The organism is Burkholderia sp. S-53, assembly GCF_025560745.1.
GTDB lineage: Bacteria > Pseudomonadota > Gammaproteobacteria > Burkholderiales > Burkholderiaceae > Burkholderia > Burkholderia pyrrocinia.
Genome location: NZ_CP090484.1, coordinates 3,076,397 through 3,091,073 on the forward strand (window position 1 = coordinate 3,076,397; position 14,677 = coordinate 3,091,073).

15 protein-coding genes are annotated in these 14,677 nt (G+C 69.1%); 7 read left to right on the forward strand and 8 right to left on the reverse strand.

Features of this window, described 5'->3' with window-relative positions; translation table 11 throughout:
• Nucleotides 1–82 precede the first annotated feature (82 nt).
• Nucleotides 83–667, forward strand: coding sequence for a putative glycolipid-binding domain-containing protein (locus LXM88_RS35855; protein WP_262544196.1), 585 nt, complete (start codon nucleotides 83–85; stop codon nucleotides 665–667).
• Nucleotides 668–694: 27 nt separating this feature from the next.
• Here LXM88_RS35855 and LXM88_RS35860 read toward each other — a convergent pair whose 3' ends face one another.
• Nucleotides 695–1,687: a sulfonate ABC transporter substrate-binding protein gene (locus tag LXM88_RS35860; protein ID WP_262544197.1), complete on the reverse strand. Its 993-nt coding sequence runs from the start codon at nucleotides 1,685–1,687 to the stop codon at nucleotides 695–697.
• A 174-nt stretch (nucleotides 1,688–1,861) separates the two neighbouring features.
• Nucleotides 1,862–2,269: a DUF427 domain-containing protein gene (locus LXM88_RS35865; RefSeq protein ID WP_262544198.1), complete on the reverse strand. Its 408-nt coding sequence runs from the start codon at nucleotides 2,267–2,269 to the stop codon at nucleotides 1,862–1,864.
• A gap of 315 nt (nucleotides 2,270–2,584) precedes the next feature.
• On the opposite strand from LXM88_RS35865, the gene LXM88_RS35870 reads away from it, so the two are divergent.
• Entirely contained in the window at nucleotides 2,585–4,246 is a 1,662-nt protein-coding gene (locus tag LXM88_RS35870; protein ID WP_262544199.1) for an ABC transporter substrate-binding protein, read from the forward strand.
• A 45-nt stretch (nucleotides 4,247–4,291) separates the two neighbouring features.
• On the opposite strand, the gene LXM88_RS35875 is transcribed toward LXM88_RS35870, so the two are convergent.
• From LXM88_RS35875 to LXM88_RS35900, 6 genes are all read right to left on the reverse strand, one after another.
• Complete coding sequence (locus LXM88_RS35875; protein ID WP_262544200.1) at nucleotides 4,292–5,239, reverse strand: TauD/TfdA dioxygenase family protein; 948 nt, start codon at nucleotides 5,237–5,239, stop codon at nucleotides 4,292–4,294.
• A 159-nt stretch (nucleotides 5,240–5,398) separates the two neighbouring features.
• Nucleotides 5,399–6,352 carry a TauD/TfdA dioxygenase family protein gene (locus LXM88_RS35880; protein ID WP_262544201.1) on the reverse strand — a complete coding sequence of 318 codons (954 nt, stop codon included), beginning with the start codon at nucleotides 6,350–6,352 and terminating at the stop codon, nucleotides 5,399–5,401.
• A gap of 148 nt (nucleotides 6,353–6,500) precedes the next feature.
• Nucleotides 6,501–7,346: an ABC transporter ATP-binding protein gene (locus tag LXM88_RS35885; RefSeq protein WP_262544202.1), complete on the reverse strand. Its 846-nt coding sequence runs from the start codon at nucleotides 7,344–7,346 to the stop codon at nucleotides 6,501–6,503.
• Between the two features lie 40 nt (nucleotides 7,347–7,386).
• Complete coding sequence (locus LXM88_RS35890; RefSeq protein ID WP_262544203.1) at nucleotides 7,387–8,217, reverse strand: ABC transporter permease; 831 nt, start codon at nucleotides 8,215–8,217, stop codon at nucleotides 7,387–7,389.
• Nucleotides 8,218–8,252: 35 nt separating this feature from the next.
• Nucleotides 8,253–9,095 carry an ABC transporter permease gene (locus LXM88_RS35895; RefSeq protein WP_262544204.1) on the reverse strand — a complete coding sequence of 281 codons (843 nt, stop codon included), beginning with the start codon at nucleotides 9,093–9,095 and terminating at the stop codon, nucleotides 8,253–8,255.
• Nucleotides 9,096–9,110: 15 nt separating this feature from the next.
• Nucleotides 9,111–10,133, reverse strand: a complete 1,023-nt coding sequence (locus LXM88_RS35900; protein WP_412524181.1) for an ABC transporter substrate-binding protein — start codon at nucleotides 10,131–10,133, stop codon at nucleotides 9,111–9,113.
• 912 nt (nucleotides 10,134–11,045) lie between these two features.
• Between LXM88_RS35900 and LXM88_RS35905 the strand changes: the two genes are divergently transcribed.
• From LXM88_RS35905 to LXM88_RS35925, 5 genes are all read left to right on the forward strand, one after another.
• Entirely contained in the window at nucleotides 11,046–11,228 is a 183-nt protein-coding gene (locus LXM88_RS35905; protein ID WP_034179896.1) for a Flp family type IVb pilin, read from the forward strand.
• Between the two features lie 89 nt (nucleotides 11,229–11,317).
• Nucleotides 11,318–11,797, forward strand: a complete 480-nt coding sequence (locus LXM88_RS35910) for an A24 family peptidase (protein WP_262544207.1) — start codon at nucleotides 11,318–11,320, stop codon at nucleotides 11,795–11,797.
• Nucleotides 11,798–11,817: 20 nt separating this feature from the next.
• Nucleotides 11,818–12,831 (forward strand): Flp pilus assembly protein CpaB, encoded by a 1,014-nt coding sequence (gene cpaB, locus LXM88_RS35915; protein WP_262544208.1) that lies wholly within the window; start codon nucleotides 11,818–11,820, stop codon nucleotides 12,829–12,831.
• A 62-nt stretch (nucleotides 12,832–12,893) separates the two neighbouring features.
• Nucleotides 12,894–14,273: a type II and III secretion system protein family protein gene (locus LXM88_RS35920; protein WP_262544209.1), complete on the forward strand. Its 1,380-nt coding sequence runs from the start codon at nucleotides 12,894–12,896 to the stop codon at nucleotides 14,271–14,273.
• 15 nt (nucleotides 14,274–14,288) lie between these two features.
• Entirely contained in the window at nucleotides 14,289–14,672 is a 384-nt protein-coding gene (locus LXM88_RS35925; protein WP_262544210.1) for a CpaD family pilus assembly lipoprotein, read from the forward strand.
• The last annotated feature ends 5 nt before the right edge of the window (nucleotides 14,673–14,677 follow it).

The following is a 14,677-nucleotide window of genomic DNA, read 5'->3' on the forward strand; positions in this document are numbered from 1 at the left end:
CGTGCCGTTCTCCGAAGCCGCGTGTGTTCATCGACGCGATGAGCGAAAATCGGCGTTCGCGCGACCGACAGGAGACGGCGACATGACGCAACAGGACGAAGCGGTGCGCACGCGATGCGTCGCATGGCAGATCGTGCAGACGTGGCAGGCGGCCGAATGGTGCCGGCTCGCGGAGACGCGAACGGGAATCGATCTGTCGGGTTCGGTATCGGGCGCGATCGACGGCACGCCGTTTCGCATCGACTATGCGATCGCATGCGGCGCCGACTGGCTCACGCGCTCGGCGCGCGTGACGCGCCGGATCGGCACGTTGCCGCCGCAACAGTTGGACATCGCATGCGATGGAGCGCGCTGGACGATCGACGACGTTGATGCGCCGGCGCTCGCGGGCGCGACCGACATCGACCTCGGTTTCAGCCCGTCGACCAATACGCTGCCGATCCGGCGGCTGGCGCTGGCCGTCGGCGAATCGGCAGTGATCCATACCACCTGGCTGCGCTTTCCGGATTTCGCCGTCGTGCGCGGCGAGCAGCGCTATACGCGTACGGCGCCGCGCGTGTATCGCTACGAGAGCGGCACGTATGCGGCCGACATCGAGATCGACGAAGCGGGCCTCGTTACCGACTACGACGAATGGCGGCGCATCGGCGCGGCGCCCGCGGCGTAACGCGTCGCATCGCGCATCGGCAGCGCGTCAGCGCGCGCTGGCGACCGTCAGCTTGCCGGGAATCAGCTTCAGCGTGCTGAACGTGTCGGCGATGTTCTGCTGATACGCGACCGTTGCATCGGTAATGGGCTGCACGCCGTAGCCGGCGCGTTTGAGTGCGATTTCGAGCGTCGGTGCGTCGAGGCCGACGAGCGGCGACAGTTGCGTGGCAACCTCGGAAACGTGGTCGCGCGCCCAGCGATCGGTCGCGTCGACTTCGTCGAGCAGCGCGCGCAGCACCTGCGGCTGAGCCGCCGCGTACTTGCGCGCGGCGAGGTAGTACTGCGTGTTGCGCACGAGCCCGTCGCCGTTCGCGATCACGCGCGCGCCGAGTTGCCGCTCGGCGGCCGCCAGATACGGATCCCAGATCACCCATGCATCGACGCTGCGTTGCACGAACGCGGCGCGCGCGTCGGCGGGCGTCAGGTAGATCGGCTGGATGTCGGCATACGTGAGGCCCGCATGTTCGAGTGCCTTCACGAGCAGGTAGTGGACGTTCGAACCCTTGTTGAACGCGACCTTCTTGCCGCGCAGTTGCGCGACGTTGCGGATCGGCGAATCGGGCAGCACGACGATCGCCTCGCCTTGCGGCGCGGGCGGCTCGTTGCCGATATAGACGAAATCGACGCCGCCGGCTTGCGCGAAGATGGGCGGCGTTTCGCCGACCGTGCCGACGTCGATCGCGCCGGCGTTCAACCCTTCGAGCAGTTGCGGACCGGCCGGGAATTCGAGCCATTGCACCGCGACGCCCTGGCTCGCGAGACGCTTCTCGAGCGTGCCGCGCGCCTTGAGCACGACGAAGTTGCCGTATTTCTGGAAGCCGATGCGCAGCCGCGTGCCGTTGCCGTCGGCCAGCGCGGGCCGGGCCGCGAGCGGCCCGAGCGCGAGCCCGGCAAGCCCGGCGGCCGCGCCGTGCAGCCACTGGCGGCGGCGCGGGTTCGACGGGGGCGTTTCAACGTCTGCGTGCGGTGTGTCGTTCATCGGAGCGTCCTGCGTGCGGGTTCACGGGGCGCGCGCAAAGGCGGCGCGGCCGGCGCAGGACGGGGCCCGATGCGGGCGATGCACGCAACGGGCCGGCCCGCGCCGGATTCAGGACGATACGGCCGCGCGGGCCGGCGGCCAACCAATGAATGCGCATATGCAAATCAGCGGCGCTCAATCGGTGCCGGTGGCGCTTTCCTCGATCGAGTCGACGCGGTCCGGATAGAACGCGAGGTGCCCGCGAATCGCTTCGACGGCCGGATACGGATGCTCGTACGTCCACACGGCGTTGGTCGAGCGTTCGCCGCCGGCCGGGATCGAGTAATACGCGCAGTCGCCCTTGTACGGGCAGTACGTCGCGTGGTCGGTGCGTCGCAGCAGCGACATGTCGGCGTCTTCGCGCGGGATGTAGAGCACGGCCGGATAGCTGGCCTCGCGCAGCGCCAGCGCGCGGCGCGTATCGGCGACGACTTTGCCGGCCACCGTGACCACCACGCGCGACGGATGCGGCTCGATCGTGATCGGATGATCGGGGCCCGGCGACTTCACGGGACGAGAGGGCGTATCGGAGCTGGTCGACATCGTGGGTCCTCCAGGAATCGGCGGCGTGGCGTCGCCCCGGGAGGATCCCGGCGCGCCCGTGCCGGCGTTTGCCAGCCGATACGATGCGCCAATTCCGGAGAGTCTGCAGGGGGCCGGAAGGCGGCGGTGCGCTGCGATGTGGCGCGAAGGGTCTTCCGGACGATCCCCCGACGCTCGCGTGGACATTTCCATGCACGGGCAGCGGGATGCACGTGCGGCGATAAGCAACGCCGAATTAATTGGTAAGCGATCGGCGGGAGGCGCGCGAAGATCGGCCGTCGTCATTCGCATGACTCATTCCTTCTCTCCGCCACCATGAAGAATCCTTTCGTTTCGTCAGCCGCGCGCCGTGCGCGTCGCGCACCGCATGCCGTTGTCGCACTTCGTTGCGTGGCCGCGTCGCTGCTGCTTGCCGGCGCGGCCACGCAGGCGCTTGCCGCGCCGGCCGGCAAGACGCTCGTGTACTGCACCGAAGGCAGCCCGGCCGGCTTCGATCCGGGCCAGCACACGACGAGCACCGATTTCGACGCGAGCACGTACACGATCTACAACGGGCTCGTGCAGTTCAGGCGCGGCACGCTCGATCTCGAACCGTCGCTCGCGACCAGCTGGGACGTGTCGCCCGACCAGCGCACGATCACGTTCCACCTGCGGCGCGGCGTGAAATTCCAGACGACCGCGTGGTTCAAGCCGACGCGGCCGTTCCAGGCCGACGACGTCGTGTTCACGTTCCGCCGGATGCTCGATCCCGACGATCCGTTCCGCAAGGCCTACCCGGTCAACTTCCCGTACTTCAGCGATCTCGGCTTCGACCGCAACGTCGAGCGGATCGAGAAGGTCGATGACTACACGGTGCGCTTCGTGCTGAAGTCGCCCGACGTCGTGTTCGTGCGCAACCTCGCGATGGCGTTCGCGTCGGTCCTGTCGGCCGAATATGCGTCGCAACTCGCGGCGCGCCATCGCGAGGCCGACATCAACCAGTTCCCGGTCGGCACCGGGCCGTTCCTGCTGCGTACGTACCAGAAGGATGCGCTGATCCGCTACGAAGCAAACCCCGACTACTGGAAAGCGGACGACGTGAAACTCGCGCGCCTCGTGTTCGCGATCACGCCCGATCCGGCCGCGCGCCTTCAGAAGCTCGTGGCCGGCGAGTGCCAGGTGTCGGCGTTTCCGCGGCCGGCCGATCTCGACACGGTGCGACGCGACCCGAAGCTGGCGCTGTTCTCAGGGATGGGCTTCAACGTCGGTTTCGTCGCATACAACACGCAGCATGCGCCGCTCGATCGCGTCGACGTGCGGCGGGCGCTCGACATCGCGATCGACAAGACGGCGATCGTGAAGACCGTCTTCAACGGCGACGCGAAGATCGCGACGAACCCGATGCCGCCTGCGCAATGGTCGTACAACCCGCGCCTGAAGGATGCGCCGCGCGATCCGGCGGCCGCGAAGGCGCTGCTCGCGCAGGCCGGTTTCCCGAACGGCTTCGACCTGACGCTGTGGGCGATGCCCGTGCAGCGCCCGTACAACCCGAATGCACAGTTGATGGCGCAGCTGATCCAGCAAGACTGGGCGAAGATCGGCGTGCGCGCGAAGATCGTCAGCTACGAGTGGGGCGAATACAACCGCCGCGCGAAGCACGACGGGCAGCACGACGCGATCCTGTACGGCTGGTCGGGCGACAACGGCGACCCCGACAACTGGCTCGGCACGCTGCTCGGCTGCGACGCGGTGCACGGCAGCAACCTCGCAAAGTGGTGCAACCAGGATTTCGAAAAGCTGGTGAGCGCGGCGCGCTCGAATGCGGATGTCGCGAAGCGCACGGCGCTGTACGAACAGGCGCAGGTCGTGTTCAAGGACCAGGTGCCGTTCACGCCGATCGCGACGTCGATCGTGTCGCTGCCGGTGTCCAAGCGCGTACACGGGCTGACGTTCTCGCCGCTCGGCGGGCACCGGTTCGACGGCGTGTGGCTGGATTGACGGACGAAGGGCCGGCGCGCTCGTGCGCGCCGGTGCCGGTTGCGGTCAGTCGAGCGCGACGGCCGCGGCCGCTTCGACCGGCGAGCCTTCGAGCGCGACCGAGGGCCGGCCGTCGGGGCCGACCGGCACGTCGCCGGTGAGCGTCGTGCGGTAGAGCTGGCGGTCGAAGTCGAGATCGAAGATGTCGACGGGCGCGAGATGCGCGGTCGCGCGGTTGTCCCAGAACGCGATGCTGCGCGGTTCCCACTTGAAGCGGATCGTGAATTCCGGCCGCGTCACGTGTTCCCACAGCAGTTCGAGCAGCGCCTGGCTCTCGCGCGGCGTCAGACCGACGATCGATTTCAGGAAGCTCGGGCTCACGTACAGCGCGCGTTCGCCGGTCTCCGGGTGCACGCGCACGAGCGGATGCTCGGTCACGAGCGGGCGGCGTTCGACCGCGTCGTCGAACGCGCCGGTGGCGCGCGCACCGGCCGGCGGCGTGAAGCGGTGGATGCCGCGCAAGCCGTCGACGAAACCGCGCAGCGGCGCGGACAGCGTGTCATACGCGCGTACGAGGTTGGTCCAGTGCGTGTCGCCGCCGTGCGGCGGGATCGTCACGCCGCGCAGGATCGACGCCCACGGCGGGTTCACGGCGGCCGTCACGTCGGTGTGCCAGCCTGTCCACGGCCGGCGCACCGGTTCGCCGTCGAAACGCGTCGCCTTGCGATGCTTCGCGATCGAATAGACGGCCGGATGGCCGTCGACGTGCCCGAACACCGGGTGGCCGACCGTCGGCTCGCCGAACTGCGCGGAGAACGCGACGTGCTGCTCGTGCGTGAGGAATTGTTCGCGGAAGAAGATGACGCGCCACTTCAGCAGCGCGGTGCGGATTGCCGCGATCTGCGGCGTGGTCAACGGTTGCGTGAGGTCGACGCCGCGGATTTCCGCACCGATATGGGCGGACAGCGGGATCACGTCGACCGGCTGGGCTGCCGGTTCGGGTAGGGCGCTCATGCGACGCTCCTGGCGGAAGTGAACGGGGTGGATGGCCGACATCGTTGCGCGTGCAAGCGTCGGTCCGGCGGCGGGAGGTGCATGGTGGTGGATCCGGTGGCGAATGGAACGGAACATGCAGCGGCGCGCACGAAACGGCGCCGCCGCGGTACGCGGACGTTATTGCAGCGTCGCGCCCGGCCCCTTCAGCACGACGCTCTGGCGGCCGTCGATGCCGACCGGCACGTCGCCGTGAACGGTCGCGCGGCGCACGACTCGGCGCGCATCGCCGTAGTCGTTGATCGCGTAGTGCTGCGTCGCGCGGTTGTCCCAGATCGCGACCTCGCCTTCCTGCCAGTTCCAGCGCACGGTGTTCTCGAGACGCGTCACGTGTTCGTGGAAGACCTGCAGCAGGTGCGCGGAATCCTGCGCCGACAGCCCCTTGAGCCGCTGCACGAAGTGCCCGAGCACGAGCGTGCGCTCACCGGTTTCCGGATGCACGCGCACGACCGGGTGCTCGGTTTCGTAGACGGTCGACGTGAACACTTCGCGGTAGCGCTTCAGTTGCGTGTCGTCGGCGTGCACATGCGTCGACGCGTAGTCGTATGCGTTCGTATGGATCGCCCACAGCGTGTCGGCGAGCGCGCGCAGCGGGTCGGGGAGATGCGTGTACGCGGCGGCCGTGTTGGCCCACACCGTATCGCCGCCGAACGGCGGAATCACGACCGCGCGCAGGATCGAGATCTTCGGGTATGCATCGACGAACGTGACGTCGGTGTGCCACGAATTGGCGCGCGCGCCATGAGCGGAATCGAGTTCGAGCAGATGCGCGCTGCCGTCGACGGACGGCACGGTCGGGTGCGCGACCGTGTCGCCGAAGCGGCGCGCGAACGCTTCCTGCGCGGTGTCGTCGAGATGGTGCTGGCCACGGAAGAACAGCACCTTGTGGCGCAGCAGCGCGGCCTGGATCGCATCGAACGTCGTGTCGTCGAGGGTGGCCGACAGCCGGACGCCGGCGATCTCGGCGCCGATCCGGCCGGCCACCTGGCGAAGCTGGAGCGGGGCGGCGGCCGTGCGCGGCGCGGCGTGCGAAGCATGCGAAGACGGGTGAGCGGCGTGCTGGACTTCGGACATCGGGAGTCTCCTGGAGTCGGGTCGGTCGAGTCTCCATTCAAGCAGGGACCGCGCGGAACCGGAACCGATGAATCGTCACAACCTTAGCGTGCGTGCCGCGATGATCGATATGTGTCGTCATGCTGAGCAATGCGGTTGCGACTCGTGCCTACCACGCAAGCCGCCATTCGCCGATCCGGTGCGCGTGAAGCGTGTCGATGCGCTTGCCGCCCGCGCTGTCGTCGCGCGGCGGTTCGTCATCGTCGAAATCGGCGAGCACCGTGTCGCGCAACCGCGCGAATTCCGGCGAATCGCGCCGGCGCGGCCGCGGCAGCGCGACGTCGACGATGCGTTCGATGCGGCCCGGGCGCGGCGCCATCGTGACGACACGGTCGCCGAGATAGACGGCTTCGTCGACGTCGTGCGTGACGAGGATCATCGTGATGCGCTCCTGTTCCCAGATGCGCAGCAGTTCGTTCTGCATCCGCGCGCGCGTCTGCGCATCGAGCGCGCCGAACGGCTCGTCGAGCAGCAGCACGCGCGGCCGGTTCACGAGGCCGCGCGCGATCGCGACGCGCTGCGCCATCCCGCCCGACAACTGGTTCGGAAACGCGTGCTCGAAGCCGTTCAGCCCGACGAGCGCAACGTGGTCCGCGACCGCGCGCCGCTTCGCGGCCGCGTCGAGCGGCGCGTTGCGCAGCGCGGCGCCGATGTTCTGTTCGACGGTCAGCCACGGGAACAGCCGGTGATCCTGGAACACGATCCCGCGCTGCAGCGACGTGTCGCGCACGCGTTCGTCGCCGGCGCGGATCTCGCCCGCGTAGTCGGTGTCGAGCCCCGCGATCAGCCGCAGCAGCGTCGACTTGCCGCAGCCGCTCGCGCCGACGATCGTGACGAATTCGCCGGCGCGCACGTGCAGCGACACGTCGTCGAGCACGGCGAGCGCCGCGCCGCGTTGCGCGTAGTGCTTGCTCACATGGAGGATGTCGAGCGAATCGGAAGCGAGGGTCGTCATGGCGGAGCGAGGAAGGATGCGACAGGGAAGGAGAGGGCGATCATCGCGGCAGGTCGCCGCGCCGGGCGAGCACCTTGCGTTCGATCGCACGCGCGATCGCGTTCAGTGCCCAGCCGGTCACGCCGACGACGATGATCCCGAACAGCACGAGATCCATCCGGAACTGCTCGCTGCCGTCGATCAGCGTGTTGCCGATCCCGCTGCCGGCGACGAGCAGGTATTCGGCGCCGAGCGTCGCGAGCCACGAATAGATCAGGCCGAGATACAGCCCGGTGAAGATCGACGGCAGTGCGGCCGGCAGGATCACGTAGCGGACGAGCTGGAGCCGCGTGTAGCGCAGCGCGCGGGCGACGTCGACATACGCGCGCGGCACCGCGTGAATGCCGTCGCAGGTGTGCGCGGCGACGGGCAGCAGCGCGGCGAGCGACAGGAACACGACCTTGGCGACGTCGCCGAGGCCGAACCACACGGAAATCAGCGGAATCCACGCGAACAGCGAGATCTGCTTGAACGTGTCGAAGCTCGGGCCGACCATGCGCGCGGCGATGCGCGACAGCCCGAGCGCGGTGCCGAGCAGCAGCCCGCCCGTCGCGCCGATCGCGAAACCGCAGGCTTCGCGCGCGAGCGATGCGGACAGTGCGCGGCCGAGCGCGCCGCTCGTGACCTGCAACCACGTGGTACGCAGGACGTCGGCCGGGCCGACGAGCAGCCCGCTTTTGACGAGGTGCGCGGAAGCGATCGCCCACCACAGCGCGAACGCGACGAGCGGCAGCACGAAGCCGCGCCAGTCGGGCGCATGCAGGCGGCGGGCGGCCGTGGCGGGCGACGGCATGGCGTCCGGCGCGAGCGTCGGCGTGGCGGCATGGGGCATGGAATGGTCTCCTTCGGTTGCGCGGGCAGGCCGGTTCAGCCGCGGAACGCGGACGGCACGCCGCGGCGCAGGCGCGCTTCGAGTGCGTCGAGCAGCCGGTTGATCAGCAGGCCGACCGCGCCGACCACGACCACGGCCGCCATCACGAGATCGAGCTGGAACAGTTGCCGCCCGTACACGATCAGGTAGCCGAGCCCTTCGGAAGACGCGACGAGCTCGACGACGACGAGCGCGAGCCACGACTTCGTGAACGCGAGCCGCACGCCGGTCGCGAGCGTCGGGATCGCGGCCGGCAGCACGACGTGGACGATGCGTTGCCGGCGCGTGTAGCCGAACCCGCGCGCGACTTCGTCGAGCGCGGGCGGCGTCTGGCGAAACCCTTGCAACGTGCTCATCGTGACGGGGACGAGTGCCGCATGCGCGATCAGCAGGGTCTTGAGCGGTTCGCCGACGCCGACGAGCAGCAGCAGGAACGGCAGCCAGCCGAGCACCGGAATCTGCACGAGCGCGTTGAAGCTCGGCAGCACGTAGGCTTCCAGCGTGCGCGACAGGCCGAGCGCGACGCCGATCGAGAAACCGAGCAGCGAGCCGGCCGCGAAGCCGACCAGCACGCGCTGCAGGCTGATCAGCGTGTGGCGCGCGAGATCGCCGCTTGTCGCCAGCTCGGCGAGTGCGTCGTACACCCGTTCAGGCGGCGGCAGGATCTGCGGCGCGATCCAGCCGCGCGCGCTGCCGACCGTCCACAGCGCGAACAGCAGCGCGGGCAGTACCCACGGCGCGAGCTGCCACGCGAGCCGCTTCACGCTCGCCGCGCGGCGCGGCTGCGCGGCGAGCGCATGTGGCTTCGACGACGGAATCGGGATCGCGGTGTCGCTCATCGGGGCGGGTCCGGGTCAGGAAAGGGGCTTGCCGGTCGCGTCGTAGCGCGTCCAGTAGTTTTCGAGCTTCAGCGTGCGCAGGGCATTGTCGAGATACTTCGGCTCGAACCAGCCGTCGACGTCGACCGGCTGGCGGATCAGCTTCAGCTTCAGCGCATCCTGCGCGACGGCCTTGTAGCGCGCGACGAGGAACGGATCGATCAGCGGCGACAGGCGCTCCCTCAGGCGCTGGTTCGCATAATCGGCCTGCCACGACGAATACGGCACGCCGCTTTTCGCCCACAGCTTGAACAGCGCATCGCGGTTCGCTTCGTCGGACGACCATTGCGCACCCTTGACCAGCGCGTTGACGACGCGCTGCACGATGTCCGGATGCGCGCGCTCGAAATCGTCGAGCACGAGCAGGTGGGTCTGGCGCGTGTACTGCGGGCCGTCGTTCTGCGATTCGTAGATGATCTTCGCGAGCCCCGCGTCGCGCAGCTTGTATAGCTGGTAGTCGCCCACCGATGCGTCGATGCCTTTCGACGCGAGCGCGGCGAGCGAGCTTGCGGAGTCGAGATTGATCACGCGCAGGTCGCGTTCGCCGAGGCCGTTCTTCGCGAGCGCGTTGTCGGCGACGAGCTGCAGGTTCGTGCCGCGGAAGATCGACACGCGGCGGTCCTTCAGGTCCGTGATCGAACGGATGCCGGAGTCGGGCGGCACCGCGATCTTCACGCCCGAGCGCACGCTCGCGGCAAGCAGCAGGTGCGTCTTGATCCCGTTCGAGCGTGCGAGCACGGCCGGCAGATCGCCCTGGTACGCGAAGTCGAGCGCCTTGTTGGCGATCGCCTCGTTGACGGCCGGCCCCGCGCCCTTGAAGAACAGCCACTGCACGGTGATGCCGTCGGCCGCGAACTCCTTTTCGACCCGTTGCTGCAACTGCGCGGTGGCCGCGCTCGATCCGCCGAAGGTCGGCGGATCGCCGGCGCCTTGCTGGGCGACGCCGATGCGGATGGTGGCGGGCTTGTCGGCGTGCGCGGCGGCAGCCGCCAGCGTCATCAGCGTGGCTGCCAGCAGCGATCGCAGCACGCGCAGCGGAAACGGAAATCGATCGGTCATGGTGCGTCGGGTCGCGAGAAGTGAAGTCGGGAAGAGAGGCGTCACGCCATTCTGGTGGACGCGTCCGGCGCGGGACAAGCAACGATTTGAACTATGCTTATCGCCGCTCGGCGGGTTGCCGGGCCGGGCGCGCCGTGTTGCGCGGACGGAAAGCGGATTCGCATGTATCGGGGAATCGTTAAGGATTCCGATCATGTCGATCGGCACAGCTTGCCGATCGGGCAGGCGACGATCGGGAAATTCCTGAAATGGCGAAATCGCGGATTCGCATGTCGATCGGCGGGCCGATCCGGGCGGTGAAATGGGTATCTGGCGGTCAAATGAAACCGATCCAGGGCGACCATCTTTGGCTGGCTGCCCGCGCGAAACGGTGCGCACGGCCGCATCCGGCATACCGGAAAACCGAATGGAAACGGGTTATCCGCCGGCCGGAAAATGACGCATCGCGACAGTTAACATTCTTACTTCGATATCCGAGCGACGCGGAATGCCACGAGAAAGAATTCCGAAAGATGGCCTGTATGAAATTCATTGTTTCAGGGTGCCATCCATAAATACATTCCGACGCTAAATTATTTGAAATCGTCCAAAAAATTGTCTATACCCTAGACGAATCAGTGCGGTCGGTGGCGTACAGCGACGGCCGCACGACAGGTGCGCCAATGCAACGATCGATGCCGTCGTTGCATGCCGCGCGTCGCAGTGATCGAGCGGACTTCGGGGAGGCGAACGGCCTGATGCCAGGGCCGTTCGCGTGAGTCGCGAATGGGCGAATGCCCGGGGCAGCCGCCGGACCATGCATCGTCATTACGTTCAACGGTCGATCATCGACCCCGTCACACGGAGGTTGCCATGCTGCAATACGTCAAGTCCCTGCTGCGTGATGAACGTGGCGTCAGCTCGCTCGAATATGCGGTGCTGGCCGGCATCGTCGTGGTCGCGCTGGCAGCAGTCGGCGTGATCCTCAGCAGCACTTCCGGTGGCTTGCCGAGCGTGTTCACGGCGCTGATCACGAAGGTGACGAGCCTGATCTGATCCCCTGAACCCGCGCGCCGCCGACGAACACACGGATCCGCAGCGGTAGAACGTATCCAGCCGGGGGTGCGCCGACGGACTGCTCTCCCATGCTCACGCTCGTGCAGTCGGTGGCCTCGGTCGTGCTGGCGTCGCTCGCGGCGCAGGACCTGCGCGACCGGCGCCTGTCCAATCGCGCGGTGCTGGCGTTCGCGATGCTGTATTTCGTCGCGGCGGCGCTCGCGCGCGAAGGGCTCGCGCCGCTGGCCGGCCACGTCGCGACCGCCGCGGCGATGCTGCTGCTGTTCGGCGGCTTGCGCCACGCGGGCTGGATCGGCGGCGGCGACGTCAAGCTGGCGGCGGCGGTATTCCTGTGGGCCGGCCCGGCGCTGGCGTTCTCCGTGTTGACGATCGTCGGCGCGGCCGGCGCCTTGTGCGGTCTCGCCGCGCTCGCGGCCGTCGCGTGGCAGCGGCGTGCCGCGCCCGCCCGCACGGTCGCCGTGCGCGGCGTGCCGTACGGCGTCGCGCTCGCGCTCGGCGGCGCGCTGGCCGTCTGGGCGCCGTTTGCGCGCGCGGTTTCGCTTACCTAGCCGGGGGGACGCACGCCGCCATGCCCAAACCTCTGAGAATGGCCGTGCTGATCGTTGCTGCCGGCATCGGCGCGTTCATCCTGCGCGAACTATACGTCGCCGCGTCGACGTCGTCGGCCCCCGGCGAAGCGGACCAGGCGCGCGTGCGCGTCGCGGCCGCCGATCTGCCGGAAGGGTTGCTGCTGCGCGACAACGATCTCGCATGGAAGCGCATGCCGCGCGCGCAGGTGCCGCCGGGCGCGTTCGTCGAGTCGCAGCCGGGCGCCGACCTGAAGGGCGCGCTGCTGCGCAACCGCGTCGGCGCCGGCACGCCGATCCGCACGGACAACGTGATTCCGGCCGGCGCGCCGGATTTTCTCGCGGCCGCGCTGCAGCCCGGCATGCGCGCGATCTCGGTGCCGGTCGACGACGTGTCGGGCAACGCGGGGCTGATCCAGCCGGGCGACTTCGTCGACGTGGTGCTCACGCAGCAGATCGGCGGCTCCGCGACGTCGCCCGGCACCTTCGAAGCGGAGACGGTCGTGCGGCGCGCGCGCGTGCTCGCGGTCGGCTCGGAATTCCAGCGCGCGAAGACGCCGGCGAGCGCGCCGGACGCGACGGCGCGTGCACGCACGGTCACGCTCGAGGTCGCGCCGCGCACCGCGCAGGTCGTGCTGGTCGCGACGCGCCTCGGCTCGCTGTCGCTCGCACTGCGCAGCTTCGCGACCAGCGACCGGCGGCAACCGGCGGGCGGCGACGAGCCGGAGCCGGATACGCAGCCGGTGTGGGCGGGCGACGTGTCGCGCGCGGCCCGCGAGGCCGCGCGTGCACCGTCCGCCGGGCCGGAAGCCGGCGGCGCGCGGCCGACGGGACAGGGCAACACGGTCGTGATCTATCGCGGTTCGTCGATCGACGACGGGTCGCGCGGCGGCGCCGGCACGCCGGGCCTGCCGCCGCTGCCGTCCGGCCTGCCGGGGCTGCCGGCGCCGCCGGGCGGCGGCAGTGTCGCGGCGGATGCGACGGCGCAACTGCCGAGGGTGGCGGCGCCGCAATGACGGGTCGACGGATCGGGGCGGCCGCCCGATGGCCGGCATTTGACGGGATGACGGGAACACGCATGGTGCGCATGGTTCGTTGGATCGCTCTCTGGTGCCTGGCCGGTCTCGCCGCGCCCGGCGTCGCGTTCGCGCAGGGCGCGCGCGCGCCGGACGCCGGCGCGACGCTGTCGATCGCGACCGGCAAGGGCGAGATGCTGTCGCTGCCCGAGCCCGCGGTCGCGATGTTCGTCGCCGATCCGACCATTGCCGACATCCAGGTGCCGTCGCCGCGCACCGTGTTCGTGTTTGGCAAGAAGGCCGGCACGACCACGCTGATCGCGCTCGGCGCGAACCATCGGCCGATCCTGCGCAGGACGGTGATCGTGCAGGTCGACACGGCTTCGCTGCAGGCGGTGCTCGACAGCCGCTTTCCGCAGCTGAAGCTGTCGGTGTCCGGCGCGCCGGGCTCGCTGATGGTGTCGGGCAAGGTGCCGGGCGCGGCCGACGCGGACGCCGTGATGCAGTCGCTCGCGCCGTACCTGCACGACAAGGAAAAGATCGTCAACCGGCTCACGCTGTCGCGCCCGATCCAGGTGAACCTGCGCGTGCGGGTGACCGAGGTGAGCCGCAACGTCACGCAGCAGCTCGGCATCAACTGGAGCTCGCTCGGCGCCGCCGGCAACTTCGTCGGCGGGCTGTTCAACGGGCGCACGCTGTTCGACCCGACGAACGGCCTGTTCAACCTGTCGCCGACCGGCGCATTCTCGGTGCTCGGCGGGTTCCGCGCGGGGCGCTGGTCGATCGACGTCGTGCTCGATGCGCTCGACCAGGAGGGGCTGATCACGATGCTCGCGGAGCCGAACCTCACCGCGATGTCGGGCGAGACCGCGAGCTTCCTCGCGGGCGGCGAGATTCCGGTCCCCGTTGCACAGGCTGGCAACACGGGTGTGATCACGGTCGACTACAAGCCGTTCGGCGTGTCGCTCGACTTCACGCCGACCGTGCTCGCCGACAACCGCATCAGCCTCAAGGTGCGGCCGGAGGTCAGTGAGGTCGATCCGAGCAACAGCGTGACGACGGGCGGCATCAAGGTGCCGGCGCTTACCGTGCGGCGCGTCGACACCACGGTCGAGCTGTCGAGCGGGCAGAGCTTCGCGATCGGCGGGCTGCTGCAGAGCCAGACGGCCGACACCGTGTCGCAGATCCCAGGGCTCGGCCGGCTGCCGATCATCGGCCGGCTGTTTTCGTCGAAGAACTTCCAGGACAACAAGACCGAGGTGGTCGTGATCGTCACGCCGTACATCGTGCAGCCGACCGGGCCCGGCCAGCTCGAGCAGGCGATCGACACCGTCGCGCGGCCGAGCAGCGACCTGGAGTTCGCGGTGCAGCGCAACCTCGGGCTCGACCTGCTGTCGGGCGACACGCCGCGCCTCGTCGGCGCCGCGGGCTTCGTGTACTGAACCGGAGGATCGCCCATGCAAGTTCGAACCACCGTCCTGGCACTGCTGCCGCTGGCGCTGGCGGGCTGCATGTCGGCGCCGCCGCCGCTGAACCTGCCCGACGCGCGGTCGATCGGCTTCGACGGCGTGCACGCGGTGCAGCCCGACTGCGCGAAGCTGATGCAGCCGTCGCATCTCGTCGACGCGGGCTTCGGGCGGCCGGGCGTGCCGTTCGGCTGCGCGACCTACACGAACCTCGCGGCGATGCTCGCGCGGCCGCAGGATCTCGTCGCGCCCGTGCCGTACGGCGGCGCCGACGCGGAAGTCGCGGCCGGCGCGGTGCGCCGCTACGTCGAGGATCGCGTGAAGCAGCCGACGTCCGACAAGGCGCTGACGACGACCGGCTCGCCCGGCCATTGAACCGA

Bases quoted from the DNA above. Each gene is read 5' to 3' on its own strand.
- LXM88_RS35855 (WP_262544196.1), top strand. From the start codon at position 83: ATGACGCAACAGGACGAAGCGGTGCGCACGCGATGCGTCGCATGGCAG.
- LXM88_RS35860 (WP_262544197.1), bottom strand. From the start codon at position 1,687: ATGAACGACACACCGCACGCAGACGTTGAAACGCCCCCGTCGAACCCG.
- LXM88_RS35865 (WP_262544198.1), bottom strand. From the start codon at position 2,269: ATGTCGACCAGCTCCGATACGCCCTCTCGTCCCGTGAAGTCGCCGGGC.
- LXM88_RS35870 (WP_262544199.1), top strand. From the start codon at position 2,585: ATGAAGAATCCTTTCGTTTCGTCAGCCGCGCGCCGTGCGCGTCGCGCA.
- LXM88_RS35875 (WP_262544200.1), bottom strand. From the start codon at position 5,239: ATGAGCGCCCTACCCGAACCGGCAGCCCAGCCGGTCGACGTGATCCCG.
- LXM88_RS35880 (WP_262544201.1), bottom strand. From the start codon at position 6,352: ATGTCCGAAGTCCAGCACGCCGCTCACCCGTCTTCGCATGCTTCGCAC.
- LXM88_RS35885 (WP_262544202.1), bottom strand. From the start codon at position 7,346: ATGACGACCCTCGCTTCCGATTCGCTCGACATCCTCCATGTGAGCAAG.
- LXM88_RS35890 (WP_262544203.1), bottom strand. From the start codon at position 8,217: ATGCCCCATGCCGCCACGCCGACGCTCGCGCCGGACGCCATGCCGTCG.
- LXM88_RS35895 (WP_262544204.1), bottom strand. From the start codon at position 9,095: ATGAGCGACACCGCGATCCCGATTCCGTCGTCGAAGCCACATGCGCTC.
- LXM88_RS35900 (WP_412524181.1), bottom strand. From the start codon at position 10,133: ATGACGCTGGCGGCTGCCGCCGCGCACGCCGACAAGCCCGCCACCATC.
- LXM88_RS35905 (WP_034179896.1), top strand. From the start codon at position 11,046: ATGCTGCAATACGTCAAGTCCCTGCTGCGTGATGAACGTGGCGTCAGC.
- LXM88_RS35910 (WP_262544207.1), top strand. From the start codon at position 11,318: ATGCTCACGCTCGTGCAGTCGGTGGCCTCGGTCGTGCTGGCGTCGCTC.
- cpaB (WP_262544208.1), top strand. From the start codon at position 11,818: ATGCCCAAACCTCTGAGAATGGCCGTGCTGATCGTTGCTGCCGGCATC.
- LXM88_RS35920 (WP_262544209.1), top strand. From the start codon at position 12,894: ATGGTGCGCATGGTTCGTTGGATCGCTCTCTGGTGCCTGGCCGGTCTC.
- LXM88_RS35925 (WP_262544210.1), top strand. From the start codon at position 14,289: ATGCAAGTTCGAACCACCGTCCTGGCACTGCTGCCGCTGGCGCTGGCG.